Origin of the sequence: Erythrobacter sp., from assembly GCF_035194505.1 — a bacterium.
Lineage (GTDB): Bacteria > Pseudomonadota > Alphaproteobacteria > Sphingomonadales > Sphingomonadaceae > Erythrobacter.
Genome location: NZ_CP136573.1, coordinates 2,785,771 through 2,799,955, shown reverse-complemented (window position 1 = coordinate 2,799,955; position 14,185 = coordinate 2,785,771). Strand labels below are relative to the sequence as shown.

Sequence of the window (14,185 nt, the reverse complement as noted above, 5' to 3'; positions counted from 1 at the left end):
TCGACGGAAGGGATAAATCACCATGGAAACAGTCGTTAAGCGGCTGGGCATCTGGGCACTTGTGCTCTTTGCCTCAATTGCTGCCATCGCGCTCACGCCCGACACGGGCTTTGCCATCCATATGGGCATCGTCGGCCTTGTTGCCGTGATCCTGATCATCGCAACGGCGACAACCTATGATCCGCTGGCCCGCGCGCAGAGCATCTTCCGGATGCCCCCGGGGCCGAGCCGATACGACGATGATGTGGTGCGCTGGGGCGTGATTGCCACCATGTTCTGGGGCGTGGCGGGGCTGCTCGCGGGCGTGTTCATCGCGCTGCAGATGGCCTTCCCCCAGCTCAATCTTGAGCCCTATCTCAATTTCGGCCGCCTGCGCCCGCTGCACACCAGCGCGGTGATCTTTGCCTTTGGCGGCAATGCGCTGCTGGCGACGAGCTTCTATGTGGTGCAGCGCACCTGCCGCGCCACGCTGGCCCTGCCGGGCGTCGCGCGCTTCGTGTTCTGGGGCTACCAGCTGTTCATCGTGCTGGCCGCGACCGGCTACCTGCTCGGGATCACCCAGGGCAAGGAATATGCCGAGCCCGAATGGTATGTCGATCTGTGGCTCACCCTCGTGTGGGTCGCCTATCTTGCGGTGTTTGTCGCCACGATCCTGCGCCGCAACGAGCCGCATATCTACGTCGCCAACTGGTTCTACCTCGCCTTCATCGTCACCGTGGCGATGCTGCATCTGGTGAACAACCTGTCGATGCCGGTAAGCCTGTTGGGCAGCCGCAGCTATTCGGCCTTTGCCGGCGTGCAGGATGCGCTGACCCAGTGGTGGTACGGCCACAATGCGGTGGGCTTCTTCCTCACCGCGGGCTTCCTGGCCATGATGTATTACTTCGTGCCCAAGCAGGCCGGGCGGCCGGTCTATTCCTACCGCCTGTCGATCATCCACTTCTGGTCGCTGATCTTCCTCTACATCTGGGCCGGCCCGCACCACCTGCACTACACCGCCCTGCCCGATTGGGCGCAGACGCTGGGGATGGTGTTCTCGGTGATGCTGTGGATGCCCAGCTGGGGCGGGATGATCAATGGTCTCATGACCTTGAACGGCGCGTGGGACAAGGTCCGCACCGATCCGATCATCCGCATGATGGTGATGGCGCTCGCCTTCTACGGGATGAGCACCTTCGAGGGGCCGATGCTGTCGATCAAGGCAGTGAACAGCCTGTCGCACTACACCGACTGGACGATCGGCCACGTGCACTCGGGCGCGCTGGGGTGGAACGGGATGATCACCTTCGCCTGCGTCTATTACCTCGTGCCGCGCCTGTGGAACCGCGAACGGCTCTTCTCCTTGCGCATGATCAACTGGCACTTCTGGCTCGCGACGCTGGGGATCGTCTTCTACGCCGCCAGCATGTGGGTGGCGGGGCTGACCCAGGGCCTGATGTGGCGCGAATACGGCTCGGACGGCTACCTCGTGAACAGCTTCGTCGACACCGTCGCGGCGCTGCACCCGATGTTCGTCGCCCGCGCCGTGGGCGGGCTGATGTATCTCGCCGGTGCACTGATCATGGTCTTCAACATTGGGATGACCATCACCGGCCACCTGCGCGCAGAAGCCCCGATGGACGATGCCTCGACCGATCTGTCGGCCGATCGCCCGATCCTTGCCGAACCGGCCGAATGACCATCAGCCAGGGAAACTGAGACAATGAGCAACACCACACCGCAACCCGGCGCCTTCGAGGGTCACAAGAAGCTCGAACGCAATGTCACCCTGCTGGCCGCCGCCACCTTTGCGACCGTCACGATCGGCGGGATCGTCGAGATCGCTCCGCTGTTCTGGATCGACAACACGATCGAGGCGGTCGAGGGGATGCGCCCCTACACCCCGCTCGAACAGGCGGGGCGGGACATCTACATCCGCGAGGGCTGCTATGTCTGCCACAGCCAGATGATCCGGCCCTTCAGGGACGAGGTGGAACGCTATGGCCACTACAGCCTCGCCGCCGAGAGCATGTATGATCACCCCTTCCAGTGGGGCAGCAAGCGCACCGGGCCGGATCTGGCGCGGGTCGGCGGGCGCTATTCGGACACCTGGCATGTCGATCACCTGAAGGCGCCGCGCTCTGTGGTGCCCGAGAGCATCATGCCGAGCTACGGCTTCCTCGCCGAGGCCGATCTCAAGGTTGCCGATCCGTCCGCCACGCTCACCGCATTGCGGCGGGTGGGTGTGCCTTACAGCGATACGGACATCGCCAAGGCTGCGGGTGATCTGATGGCGCAGGCCGATCCCAATGCCGATGCGGGCGATCTCGCGACCCGCTATCCCAAGGCGCAGATCCGCGACTTTGACGGCGATCCTGCCCGCGTGACCGAGATGGATGCGCTGGTCGCCTATCTCCAGATGCTCGGCACGCTGGTCGATGTCGATAGCGCCGCGGCGCAGGAAGCGTTGAGCGGGGAGGCACCGAAGTGAGCCTCTACGACACCCTGCGCCACTTTGCCGACAGCTACGCGCTGACGGTGATCTGCGCGCTCTATTGCGCCCTGTGCCTGTGGCACTTTCGCCCGGGGGCAAAGGACCACCGCACGGCTGCCAAGCACGCGATTTTCAGGGATGAGGACAATGACTAAGCGGATAGACGAGCCCACCGGCACCGAATTCGTCGGCCATGAATGGGACGGCATCGAGGAGCTGAACACACCCCTGCCGCGCTGGTGGCTTTACACCTTCTACGCGACGATCGTGTTCGCGCTGGTCTACGTGGTGCTCTACCCCGCCTGGCCGCTGCTTGACCGGGCGACGGCAGGCACGCTCGGCTGGTCGAGCCGGGGCGATCTGGCGCGCGAGACCGCCGCGAGCAATGCCGCAAGGGCGGGTGTGTTCCAGACAATCGCCGCAACCGATATCGAACAACTCGGCAACGATCCCGAACTCATGGCGCAGGCCGTGACCGGGGGCGCGGCGGCGTTCAAGGTCAATTGCGTCCAGTGCCACGGCGCGGGCGCTGCGGGCTCGCCGGGCTACCCCAACCTCAATGACGACGACTGGATCTGGGGCGGCACCCTCACCGAGATCGAGTATTCGATCACTCACGGCATCCGCTGGGAGGGCGCGGACGCGACCCGCACCAACTTCATGCCGGCCTTCACCGGCGTGCTCGATGCCGGCCAGGCCAAGGCGGTGACAGGGCACGTGCTCTCGCTTTCGGGCAAGGCCGCACCCAATGCTGCCGGAGCGCAGCTGTTCGCGGATAATTGCGCGGCCTGCCACGGCCCGGACGGCGCAGGCCTGCCGGCGATGGGCGGCCCGGCTCTCAATGACGCGATCTGGCTCTACGGCGGCAGCGCAGGCGAGGTGACCCGCCAGATCCTGAACCCCCGCCACGGCGTCATGCCGGCATGGCAAGGACGGCTCGATCCGGTGACGATCCGGATGCTGGCGGCTTACGTGCACTCGCGCGGCGGCGGCCAGCAGGCGGCCCCGGCAACCGAGGCCGTCGCAGAGGCACCTGCAGGCGAGGCGAACACCGGTGGCTGAATCCGACGAGCTTGAGCGCACCACCAAGGAGCCGGGCCAGCCCCGCGACTGGGCGGGTGCGCTCGGCTCGGGCTCTACCCCTGCGCCCGAGGCGGACACGGGGTTCATGGGCGCAGCGCTCTATGAAAAGGGACACACGGTCCACAACAAGCGCATCGACGGGCCCTTCCGGCGCTTCAAGTGGCTGGTGATGCTCGTCACGCTGGCGATCTATTACATCACGCCGTGGATCCGCTGGGATCGCGGGCCCTATGCCCCCGATCAGGCGGTGCTGGTCGATCTCGCCCACCGCCGCTTCTACATGTTCGACATCGAGATCTGGCCGCACGAATTCTACTTCGTCGCAGGCCTCCTCATCATGGCCGGGATCGGCCTGTTTCTCGTCACCAGCGCAGTGGGCCGGGCGTGGTGCGGCTATGCCTGCCCCCAGACCGTGTGGACCGACCTGTTCCAGCATATCGACCGCTTCTTCGACGGTGATCGCAATGCCCGCGTCCGCCTTGATGCAGCGCCCTGGACCGCCGCCAAGACCGCCCGCCGCCTTGCCAAGTGGAGCGTCTACCTCGTCGTCTCCTTCTGGACCGGCGGCGCGTGGATCATGTATTTCGCCGACGCACCGACGCTCACCTACGAATTCTGGCGCGGAGAGGCGGCGCCGGTCGCCTATGCCACCGCCGCCATCCTCACCGGCACCACCTTCTGGCTGGGCGGTTTCATGCGCGAACAGGTGTGCATCTACATGTGCCCCTGGCCGCGCATCCAGACCGCGATGCTCGACGAGAAATCGCTGATCGTCACCTACAAGGACTGGCGCGGCGAGCAGCGCGGCAGCCTCAAGAAGGCGGCGAAGAACCCGGGCCAATACGGCGATTGCATCGATTGCCAGCTGTGCGTGGCGGTGTGCCCCACCGGGGTCGACATCCGCGAAGGCCAGCAGATCGGCTGCATCACCTGCGGGTTGTGCATCGATGCCTGCGACCGGGTGATGCGCGAGACCGGACGCCCCCGCGGGCTGATCGACTATGCCACGCTCGACCAGTGCAAGGCCGAAGCCGGCGGCGCGCCCGCCCAGCCGGCGTGGAAGGCGCTGATGCGGCCGCGGACGTTCATCTATTTCGGCGTGTGGGGCGCAATCGGCGCAGGGCTGCTGTTTGCACTCGGCACCCGCAGCCACACCGATCTCACCGTCTCGCCCGATCGCAACCCGCCTTTCATGCTGATGAAGGACGGATCGGTGCGCAATGCCTACACCTTGCGCCTGCGCAACATGGAGGCCCGCCCGCGCGACATGGAGGTGGCGCTGGAAGGCCTGCCGAAAGGCGCGGTGATGTGGACCGATAGCCTCGCGATGGAAGCGGCAGCACCGGCACAGACCATCACCGTTCCCGCCAACGAAACCCGCGTGCTGCGCACCTATGTGATGCTGCCCCCCGGCGTGCAAAGCGATGAGGACGATGATGATGGCCTTGCCTTCGCCTTCCGCCTCACCGCGCGTGACGCGCAGGCCGAAACCGATACCCAGCAAACCACATTTGCCATGCCGGAGGATGATTGATGCAAAAGGCCCGCAAACCCATTGGCGGCCGGCAGGTGGCAGCGATTTTCGTGACCGGCTTCGGCATTGTCATCGCGGTCAATATCGCCATGGCGAGCCTTGCGGTGGAGAGCTTCCACGGCACGGTGGTCGATAATTCCTATGTCGCCAGCCAGAGCTACAACGGCTGGCTGGACAAGGCCGCCGCCTCGAAGGCGCTGGGCTGGCAGGCCGCGCCGCAGCGGCAGGCCGACGGGCGGCTGGTGCTGATCACCACCGGCGTGCCTGCGGGTGCGACAATCACCGCATGGGCAGAACGACCGCTGGGGCTGCGCGAGGATGCCGCGCTGACCTTTGCTGTGGACGGTGTGGGCCGCTGGGTCTCGACCGAACCGCTCGCTCCGGGACGCTGGCAGCTGCGCATCGCAATCCGCGCAGGCGGCCAGGAATGGGCCGGAGAAAGCGAAATCCGGTGAACGCGCCCGCTCTTCTCGAAGCCGTTGAGGCCACCCCGCTCGCCACCACGCGGCTGACTGTGCCGGGAATGAAATGCGCCGGCTGCATCGGCAAAATCGAGCGCGAATTGCTTAAGACTCCCGGCATTGCCGCTGCCCGCGCCAATCTTTCGGCCAAGCGGGTGGCCTTGAGCCATGATCCGGCGCTGGGCGAGGATGCGCTGGTGGCAGCCCTGCGCGATCTGGGCTTCGAAGCGCAGCCCGTCGCCGACAATCCGCTGGGTGCCGACGATGCCGAACGCAAGCGCCTGACGCGGGCGCTGGGCGTCGCGGGCTTCGGGATGATGAATGTGATGCTGCTCTCGGTCAGCGTCTGGTCGGGCGCGGACGGGGCGACGCGGGGCCTGTTCCACTGGCTCTCGGCGCTGATCGCGCTGCCGGTGATCGCCTATTCGGGTCGCCCGTTCTTTGCCAGCGCATGGATGGCGCTGTCGCACCGGCGCACCAACATGGATGTGCCGATTTCGATCGGCGTGATTCTGGCCACCTGCCTCAGCCTCTACGAGACGATCACCGGCGGGGAGCACGCCTTCTTCGATTCTGCGGTGATGCTGCTGTTCTTCCTCCTCGCAGGCCGCACGCTCGATGCCGCGATGCGTGACAGGACGCGTGCGGGCATCGGCGCGCTGCTGGGCCGGATGGGCAAGAGCGCGAGCGTGATCGGCCCGGATGGCACCACCCGCCGGGTGGCGGCCAAGGATCTTGCTCCCGGAATGCTGGTGCTGGTCGCCGCCGGAGAGGCGCTCGCCGCCGATGGCGAGGTGGTGGAAGGCGCAGGCGCGCTCGACAATGCGATGCTCACCGGCGAGAGCGCGCCCCAGAGCGTGGGGCCGGGAAGCATCGTCCATGCAGGCGCGATCAATCTCGCCAGCCCGCTGCGGGTGCGCCTCACCAATGTGGCCGAGGATACCGCGCTCGCCGAAATCGCGCGGGCGATGGACGAAGCGGGGCAATCGCGCAGCACCTATGTGCGGATCGCGGATCGCGCCTCGCGGCTCTATGCGCCGGCCGTGCACAGCCTTGCCGCGCTCGCCTTTGCGGGATGGATGGTGGCAGGCGCGGGCTGGCACGCCTCGCTCACCATCGCGATTGCGGTGCTGATCATCACCTGCCCCTGCGCCATGGGCCTTGCCGTGCCCGCCACGCAGGTGGTGGCATCGGGCGCGCTGATGAAGCGCGGGCTCTTGGTGAAGGACGGCAGCGCGCTCGAACGCCTCGCCGAATGCGACATCGCGCTGCTCGACAAGACCGGCACGCTGACCCTCGGCACCCCGCGCGCCGATGTGCGCGGGCTTGACCCTCAGGCGCGCAGCGTCGCGCTTGGCCTTGCCCAGACCAGCCGCCACCCGCTGAGCCGAGGGCTTGCCGACAGCTTGCGGGCCGAGGGGGTCATCCCCGCTCCCGTCACGGATGTGGAGGAGATCGGCGGGGCGGGTCTGGCGGGGCGCTGGCAGGGCATGGCGGTTGCGCTGGAGCGGCCGGAGGATGCAGGCGCAAGTCTTGCCACGCGCCTGCGGCTCGGCGGCGCGGCGCAGACCATTACCTTTGCCGATCCGCTGCGCACCGATGCGGCAGAGACCGTTGCGGCCTTGCGCACCCTGGGCCTGCCGGCCTCGATCCTTTCGGGCGATCGCGCCGCGCCGGTTGCGGACCTCGCCGCAAGGCTCGGGCTTGAAGCGCGGGGCGAGGCGAGCCCCACGGCAAAGCTTGCCGTGCTGGAGGGCTTGAAGGCCAGGGGCCACCGCCCGCTGATGGTGGGGGACGGCCTCAATGATGGCCCCGCGCTCGCCGCCGCCCACGCCTCGATCGCGCCCGGCACGGCGTCGGATGCAAGCCAGCAGGCGGCCGACGCAGTGTTCATCGGCGAAGGGCTGATGCCGGTTGCGCTGGCGGTGCGGGTGGCGAGGCAAACGATGCGGATCGTGCGCCAGAACTTCGCCTTCTCGATTGCCTACAACCTGCTCGCCGTGCCGCTGGCGCTGGCGGGCCTCGTCACCCCGCTGGTGGCGGCGATTGCCATGTCGGTGAGTTCGCTGGTGGTGGTCGCCAATTCGCTGCGCCTTGCGCGAAGCACACGTGACGGGGCACGCGCATGACCGGTCTTGCGCTCCTCATCCCGATTGCGCTGGGCATGGGCCTGATGGGTCTTGCCGCCTTCTTCTGGTCGATGCGCGACGGGCAATATGAAGACATGGACGGGGCTGCGAGCCGCATCCTGATCGAGGAGGACGAGCTGTGAGCGCCGCTCTCCCGCTGGCGCTCGCCGCACTGGTGCCGGTGATGATCGGTCCGCTGCCGATGGCGCGCGAGACGATCACCGCGAGGCTGTGTGGCGGCGGCACGCTTACGATCCCGCTCGAAAAGGAAGCGCCCGCAGATGACGGCCGCTGCCACCCCAAGGGCTGCCACGCGGGCACCTGCCGCGATGACAAGCGCGCCAAATTGATCTCGCGCAAAGACGCCTGACGGCGTTGCCTTATCGAGGGTTCGCTGGCGCGAACCGCAGACCTCCCGCCCCGCCTCCCCACCCGGCCACCATAACATAGTGGTACTACTGGTGGCCGGGTGGGGAGGCGGGGCGGGAGGTCTGCCGCGACGAAGGAGCGCTCGAAAACAATGTGGACCTATCACCCAGACCTCCTCGCCCAGCCGGTGCCGCGTTACACCAGCTATCCCACCGCCGCCGATTTCGGGGAGCTTGAAGAAGGCACCATCGAACGCGCCATCGCGGGCGCCGTCGGCGACGTCTCGCTCTATCTCCACATCCCCTTCTGCGAGAAGATCTGCTTCTACTGCGGCTGCAACACCGGGGCATCGGGCAAGCGCGCGCGGGTGGAGACCTATCTTGCCGCGCTGCATCAGGAACTCGCCACGGTCGCCAGCCTCCTGCCGCAGGGTGCACAGGTGCGGCGCATCGCATTTGGTGGAGGCAGCCCCAACGCGATCGAGCCGCAGGAATTTCTCGCGCTGGTGGACGCGCTCCACGCCCATTTTCCCCTATACGATCCCGAATGGTCGATCGAGCTCGATCCGCGCAGCCTCACCCCCGAATGGAGCCACGTGGCGCGCACTGCCGGGATCACCCGCGCCAGCATGGGGGTGCAGACCTTCGCGCCCCATTGCCAGAAGGCGATCGGCCGCGAGCAGTCCACCGCCATGATCTGCCGGAGCATCGACTGGCTGCGCAGCGGCGGGGTGACCTCGCTGAACTTCGATCTGATGTATGGCCTGCCGCAACAGACCGCGGAGGATCTCGCCGAAAGCCTCGAATACACGCGCAAGCTCGGCGCGGACCGGGTGGCGGTGTTTGGCTATGCCCATGTGCCCCATCTGGTGCCGCGCCAGACGATGATCCCCGAGGACGCTCTGCCCGGCGCTGAGGCACGCTTTGCCATGGCAGGGCAGGCGCATGACGTGCTGACCGGCCACGGCTACGAGGCGATCGGCTTTGATCACTTCGCCTTGCCCCATGACAGCATGGCCAAGGTCACCCGCGCAGGCGCGCTGCGCCGCAATTTCCAGGGCTTTACCGATGATCCGGCAGATGTGCTGATCGGCATGGGATCGAGCGCGATCAGCGGCTTTCCCGGCCTCTTCGCCCAGAACGACAAGCATAATGGCCGCTACCGCACCCTGTCTGCCGAAGGGCGCCTGTCGGCCAACCACGGCTTTGCCCGCTCGGCCGAGGATGCTTTGCGCGGCGGCGTGATCGAGGCGCTGTTGTGCCGCAGCGAGGCCGATTTGCCCGCGCGCCTGCTCGGCGAAGTGCAAGAGCGGCTCGCCCCCTTCACCGCCCGCGGGCTCGCCAAGCTGTCAGGCAGCCGCTTGCAAATCACGCATGACGGCCTGCCCTATGCCCGTGTCATCGCATCGCTGTTCGACGCCTATCGCGCCGTCACCCAGCGCCGTTTCAGCTCGGCGATCTGACACAAATTCATCCCCCCTGCGAAGCGCCTTGCAGGAATTGCACTTTGCGCAGATAGTTTGCCGCAAATCGACAAGCGGAGTCTCTATCGGTCGCATAGGCATAGCAATTCATTGGGGGGAGAATCATTATGGCAGTTAACGATCACGTCGACTTGAACGGCTTCATGGAGGGCGTGAAGAAGCGCAATCCGTACCAGCCGGAATTCGTCCAGGCCGTTCAGGAAGTGGCCGAAGACATCTTCGAATTCATGCAGGACAAGGAGGAGTATCACTCCCAGCAGATCCTGCGCCGCATTGCCGAGCCGGACCGCGTGGTCTCTTTCCGCGTGTGCTGGGAGGACGATAACGGCAACATCCGCGTGCAGCGCGGCTGGCGCGTCCAGAACAACAACGCGATCGGCCCCTACAAGGGCGGCATCCGCTTCCACCCTTCGGTGACCGAATCGGTGCTGAAGTTCCTCGCCTTCGAGCAGACCTTCAAGAACGCGCTCACCGGCCTGCCGATGGGCGGCGGCAAGGGCGGCTCGAACTTCAATCCCAAGGGCAAGAGCGTGCGCGAGATCATGCGCTTCTGCCAGTCCTTCATGACCGAGCTCTATCGCCACATCGGCGCGGATATCGATGTGCCTGCGGGCGATATCGGCGTGGGCGGGCGCGAGATCGGCTTCATGTTCGGCCAGTACAAGCGCATCACCAACAACTTCACCGGCGTGCTGACCGGCAAGGGCCTCGAATGGGGCGGCTCGCTGATCCGCACCGAGGCGACCGGCTATGGCGCGGTCTATTTCCTCGAGAACATGCTCGCCACCAAGGGCGAGAACCTTGAGGGCAAGACCGCCGTCATCTCGGGCTCGGGCAACGTTGCGACCCACGCGGCGGAAAAGATCGTGCAGCTGGGCGGCAAGGTGCTGACCCTGTCGGATTCGGGCGGGTTCATCCATGATCCCGACGGCATTACCCAGGAAAAGATCGACTGGGTGAAGACCCACAAAACCCACCGCCGCGGCCGGATCGAGGAATATGTCGAGGCCTTCCCCAAGGCGACCTTCCACGCGGGCAAGACCCCGTGGGGCGTGCCCTGCGATGTGGCGCTTCCCTGCGCCACGCAGAACGAACTGCTGGGCGAGGATGCCAAGATGCTGGTGGCCAATGGCTGCCGCGCAGTCTCGGAAGGCGCCAACATGCCGACCGACCTCGACGGCGTGCACACCTTCAAGCACCACAAGATCCTCTACGCTCCGGGCAAGGCCTCGAACGCAGGCGGCGTTGCCGTTTCCGGCCTCGAAATGAGCCAGAACTCCGAACGCCGTTCGTGGAAGGAGGAGGAATTGCAGCAGATGCTCAAGGACATCATGTCGGGCATCCACAATTCCTGCATCCAGTACGGCAATCAGGGCGGCGGCTATATCGACTACGTGAAGGGCGCGAATATCGCGGGCTTCAAGAAGGTCGCCGACGCAATGCTGGCCTTCGGGGTGGTGTAATCACGACGCTGCCATAGCGGCACAAACAAGGCCCCCGCGCTTGTCCTGAGCGCGGGGGCCTTTGCCTTGGGAGGAGGCGCTGCTTTGCGATGCGGCACCGGTGCGGTGCTAACCGGTTGCCTTTTGGCGCAAGCCAAGTGAGACAAGAACGGGGTCGCGACGGCAAGTGCTGGTAATTGGGCATGAGGGGAAGAATGGCCAAGGGAGACGACGCGCCGCCGAAGTCCGGCAAGCGAGCCAGATGCGCCGCCGCAGGGACGGTCACATGCTGGGCAGCACTTGCCGCGAGCCTTGCGCTTGCCACGGCGGCTATTCCCCAGCACGCCTACGCACAGGTTGCGACATCCGGACCCACCGCCGCCCAGCGCGAACGGCTCGATGCGATGTTCGCCGCCGCCGATGCGCTCGACGAGGGGGCCGATCCTGCGGCCTATCGCCGCGCGTTCGAGGACGTGCTGGCCTATGGCCGGACGCTGTTTCCTGCCGATCACCCCGAACTGGCCTGGCTTGAAGCCGAACTGGCCACCGCCGATTATCTGCAAGGCGATGTGGCCGGCGCCGAAGTCCGGCTGGCACGCGTTGCCTCGGTGCTTGAAGCCGCCACCGCCGCGCGCCCGGACGAACCGCAATGGCGCCAGCGCCGAATGCTCGTCGCCAACGCGCAGGTGGTGATGTATCTGACGCTCAGCGCCTTCGACAAGGCCACTAAGCTGGGCGAGCAGGTGCTGGAATACCGGCTGGAGCAGGCCCGCCTGCAGCCAGAAAACGCACGGGCAGGCACCGAGCTGTCCGCCGCATGGTCCAACCTTGCCAATGCACAGATCCGCAATGGCGAGACCGAACGCGCCATTGCCAGCGTGCGCGAAGCGATCGCCATCAACCGCAGGCTTGACCCCATCCCGGTCAACGCCGCCCCGCATTTCGCCAATCTGGTCACCTTTCTCTATGCCTCCGGGCGGCTTGAGGAAGCCGCAGAGGAAGGGCGCCGGACCCAGGCGATCCTCGAAGGCTTCCTTCCCGAGCGCCATCCCTTCCTGGCCGTCAACCTCAACACCCTTGCTCGCGTGCTTGCCGATCTCGGCCGGCTTGACGAGGCGGAAAGCGTGGCCCGCAAGGGGCTCGACCTCGCCTATGCCAGCTTCGGCGAGAGCCAGCAGACGCTGACCTATCTGGCGACCCTCGCGCATATCCTGACGCTGAACGGCAAGACCACCGAGGCCGAGGCGCTGGCCCGCGCTGCAACCGAAAAGATGACGCGCGATCTCGGTCCTGAAGCCGACCGCGCGTTGCTGGCCCGCGACAGCCTGGCGCAGGCCTTGCTTGAAGGGGGCAATGCCGCCGAAGCCTATGCTGAACTGACCAGAGTGTCTGCCATTCGCACTGCGCGCTTCCCTGCACACCACCGCGAGCGGATCGACGGCGAGGACCGGCTCGCGCTCGCCGCTTCCGCGGCCGGCGATCCGGCCACAGCGCGCATGGTGCAGCAGCGCGCACAGCAATTGCGATCGGGCAGCGGCGCGGCTGACGACACCGCCGCTCTGGTGGGCGAGGCGCGGCTGTCCCTGTTCGAGACGCTGGCAGGAGAGGCCCCCGCCGGCCTTGCGCGCGCGCGGGCTGCGGCGGCGCGGCTCGACACGCGGCTCGGCGAGCTCGAGGCGGGCGGAGCGCGACGTTCCGGACTCGACCTGCAATTGCGCCGCGGCTTCGGCTGGGCGCTGGAGGCGAGCGCGCATGCGGGCGATGTGGAGCAATCCTTCATCCTCGCGCAGCCGGTGGTCGAGGGCGCGGCCGGAATCACAGCGCGGGCTGCCGCCTTGCGGATGGCTGCGCTTGATCCGGCCAAGGCCGCACTGCTGCGCGAACGGCAGGATGCCGCTTTGGCGTTGCAGACACTGCTCGACCGGCAATTGCGGCTGGCCGGGCTGGGGGCACCGGCGGATCGGCTGGCGGCGCTGGAGGCCGAGCGGGCGCAAGCTGCGCAGCGGTTCGAGCAGGCCGCGCGGCAGCTTGCCGAGGTTGCGCCCGAGCTGGGCCAGAGCGAGGCGACCGAGCGGCTGACGCTCCAAGCGGCGCAGGCCCTGCTCGGACGGGACGAGGCGCTGCTGATGATCGCGCCGGGGCCGCAGGGGCTGGTGGTGATCGCGGCCAACGGGACCGAGGCGGCGGTGGTGCGGCATGAATCGGGCCGCCGTGCCGCCGCGCTGGTGCGCCATCTGCGCGCCGGGCTGGAGCAACCGGGCAGCTTCGATTTTTCGGCCAGTGCCGAATTGCGCGCGCTGCTGCTACCCGATGCCATCGCCCGCGTTATCGGCAAGCGGCAGCGCGTGCTGGTGTCGGCAGGTGGGGTGTTCTCGTCATTGCCTCTGAGCGTTCTGGCGGCCGGCACGGCGGAGCGACCCCGCTGGCTGATCGCGGATCACACGCTGGTGACGCTGCCTTCGCTCGCGACCTTGCGCCAGCCGCGCCGGACCGACGCGCGGGCGCGCCTGCGCGGCTATCTGGCGCTGGGCGCGCCGCTCCTTGGGGAGAGCCCCGCGGTGCAACTGGCCAGCGCCGAGCGGGCGCGGCCGTTCCGCTCGGCAGAGAACGCGCTGCGGCTCGCCGATCTGCCGCCGCTACCCGCCGCAGAGGGAGAACTGGTCGCCCTTGGAAAGGCGCTGGGTGCGCGGCAAAGCCTCGTCCTGACCGGTGCCGAGGCAACCGAAGCCGCGCTGCTGAGCGCTGATCTGGCCAGCATCGATGTGTTGGCGCTCTCGACCCATGGTCTGGTCGCAGGCGAGCTTGACGGGCTGGACGAGCCTGCGCTGGTTCTGACACCAGGCGGCCCGGATGGCGGCGACGGCCTGCTGACCATGGAAGAAATCATGGCATTGCGCCTCGACGGAGCCTGGGTGGTGCTTTCGGCCTGCAACACGGCGGCCGGATCGGGGACCGACGGCAGCGGCCTTGCCGGGCTGGCACGGGCCTTCCTGCATGCCGGCGCGCGCAATTTGCTGGTATCGCACTGGGCCGTGCGCGATGATGTTGCGGCACGGCTGTCGACCGGAACGCTCACCCGCTATGCCAAGGGCAGCGATCCTGCCGAGGCGCTGCAACGCGCGATGCTGGCAATGGCGTCCGGACAGAATGGGGAACTGCGCGACCCGGCGCTATGGGCGCCGTTCGTGTTCGTCGGGCGGTAACCGCCGCC

12 protein-coding genes are annotated in these 14,185 nt (G+C 67.0%); all 12 read left to right on the top strand.

The annotated features are described in order from the left end of the window. Positions 1-22: 22 nt before the first annotated feature. The 12 genes from ccoN (at position 23) to RSE14_RS13500 (ending at position 14,177) form a co-directional block, all read left to right on the top strand. Positions 23-1,678 carry a cytochrome-c oxidase, cbb3-type subunit I gene (ccoN, locus tag RSE14_RS13555; RefSeq protein WP_324074498.1) on the top strand — a complete coding sequence of 552 codons (1,656 nt, stop codon included), beginning with the start codon at positions 23-25 and terminating at the stop codon, positions 1,676-1,678. Positions 1,679-1,702: 24 nt separating this feature from the next. Further along, positions 1,703-2,470, top strand: coding sequence for a cytochrome-c oxidase, cbb3-type subunit II (ccoO, locus tag RSE14_RS13550; RefSeq protein WP_324074496.1), 768 nt, complete (start codon positions 1,703-1,705; stop codon positions 2,468-2,470). Next, entirely contained in the window at positions 2,467-2,628 is a 162-nt protein-coding gene (locus RSE14_RS13545; protein WP_324074494.1) for a cbb3-type cytochrome oxidase subunit 3, read from the top strand. Before ccoO ends, RSE14_RS13545 begins: the two co-directional genes overlap by 4 nt. Further along, positions 2,621-3,535, top strand: a complete 915-nt coding sequence (gene ccoP, locus RSE14_RS13540) for a cytochrome-c oxidase, cbb3-type subunit III (protein WP_324074492.1) — start codon at positions 2,621-2,623, stop codon at positions 3,533-3,535. The genes RSE14_RS13545 and ccoP overlap by 8 nt, the downstream gene beginning before the upstream one ends. Before the next feature lie 106 nt (positions 3,536-3,641). Next, positions 3,642-5,090 carry a cytochrome c oxidase accessory protein CcoG gene (ccoG, locus tag RSE14_RS13535; RefSeq protein WP_324076932.1) on the top strand — a complete coding sequence of 483 codons (1,449 nt, stop codon included), beginning with the start codon at positions 3,642-3,644 and terminating at the stop codon, positions 5,088-5,090. Further along, on the top strand, positions 5,090-5,545 hold the full coding sequence (locus tag RSE14_RS13530; protein WP_324074489.1) for a FixH family protein: 456 nt from the start codon (positions 5,090-5,092) through the stop codon (positions 5,543-5,545). The genes ccoG and RSE14_RS13530 overlap by 1 nt, the downstream gene beginning before the upstream one ends. Next, positions 5,542-7,680 (top strand): heavy metal translocating P-type ATPase, encoded by a 2,139-nt coding sequence (locus RSE14_RS13525; protein ID WP_324074488.1) that lies wholly within the window; start codon positions 5,542-5,544, stop codon positions 7,678-7,680. Before RSE14_RS13530 ends, RSE14_RS13525 begins: the two co-directional genes overlap by 4 nt. Further along, positions 7,677-7,823: a cbb3-type cytochrome oxidase assembly protein CcoS gene (gene ccoS, locus RSE14_RS13520; RefSeq protein WP_324074486.1), complete on the top strand. Its 147-nt coding sequence runs from the start codon at positions 7,677-7,679 to the stop codon at positions 7,821-7,823. Before RSE14_RS13525 ends, ccoS begins: the two co-directional genes overlap by 4 nt. After that, the gene (locus RSE14_RS13515; protein ID WP_324074483.1) at positions 7,820-8,050 is read left to right on the top strand and encodes a hypothetical protein; all 231 of its coding nucleotides are present in this window, start codon (positions 7,820-7,822) and stop codon (positions 8,048-8,050) included. Before ccoS ends, RSE14_RS13515 begins: the two co-directional genes overlap by 4 nt. A 150-nt stretch (positions 8,051-8,200) precedes the next feature. Next, positions 8,201-9,511 (top strand): oxygen-independent coproporphyrinogen III oxidase, encoded by a 1,311-nt coding sequence (hemN, locus tag RSE14_RS13510; RefSeq protein WP_324074481.1) that lies wholly within the window; start codon positions 8,201-8,203, stop codon positions 9,509-9,511. 128 nt (positions 9,512-9,639) lie between these two features. After that, positions 9,640-10,995 (top strand): NADP-specific glutamate dehydrogenase, encoded by a 1,356-nt coding sequence (gene gdhA, locus RSE14_RS13505; protein WP_324074479.1) that lies wholly within the window; start codon positions 9,640-9,642, stop codon positions 10,993-10,995. A gap of 194 nt (positions 10,996-11,189) precedes the next feature. Further along, the gene (locus RSE14_RS13500) at positions 11,190-14,177 is read left to right on the top strand and encodes a CHAT domain-containing tetratricopeptide repeat protein (protein WP_324074476.1); all 2,988 of its coding nucleotides are present in this window, start codon (positions 11,190-11,192) and stop codon (positions 14,175-14,177) included. Positions 14,178-14,185: the final 8 nt, after the last annotated feature.

Excerpts from the sequence above, each read along its gene's own strand:
- ccoN (WP_324074498.1), top strand. The coding sequence starts at position 23 with ATGGAAACAGTCGTTAAGCGGCTGGGCATCTGGGCACTTGTGCTCTTT.
- ccoO (WP_324074496.1), top strand. The coding sequence starts at position 1,703 with ATGAGCAACACCACACCGCAACCCGGCGCCTTCGAGGGTCACAAGAAG.
- ccoP (WP_324074492.1), top strand. The coding sequence starts at position 2,621 with ATGACTAAGCGGATAGACGAGCCCACCGGCACCGAATTCGTCGGCCAT.
- ccoG (WP_324076932.1), top strand. The coding sequence starts at position 3,642 with ATGGGCGCAGCGCTCTATGAAAAGGGACACACGGTCCACAACAAGCGC.
- RSE14_RS13530 (WP_324074489.1), top strand. The coding sequence starts at position 5,090 with ATGCAAAAGGCCCGCAAACCCATTGGCGGCCGGCAGGTGGCAGCGATT.
- ccoS (WP_324074486.1), top strand. The coding sequence starts at position 7,677 with ATGACCGGTCTTGCGCTCCTCATCCCGATTGCGCTGGGCATGGGCCTG.
- hemN (WP_324074481.1), top strand. The coding sequence starts at position 8,201 with ATGTGGACCTATCACCCAGACCTCCTCGCCCAGCCGGTGCCGCGTTAC.
- gdhA (WP_324074479.1), top strand. The coding sequence starts at position 9,640 with ATGGCAGTTAACGATCACGTCGACTTGAACGGCTTCATGGAGGGCGTG.
- RSE14_RS13500 (WP_324074476.1), top strand. The coding sequence starts at position 11,190 with ATGGCCAAGGGAGACGACGCGCCGCCGAAGTCCGGCAAGCGAGCCAGA.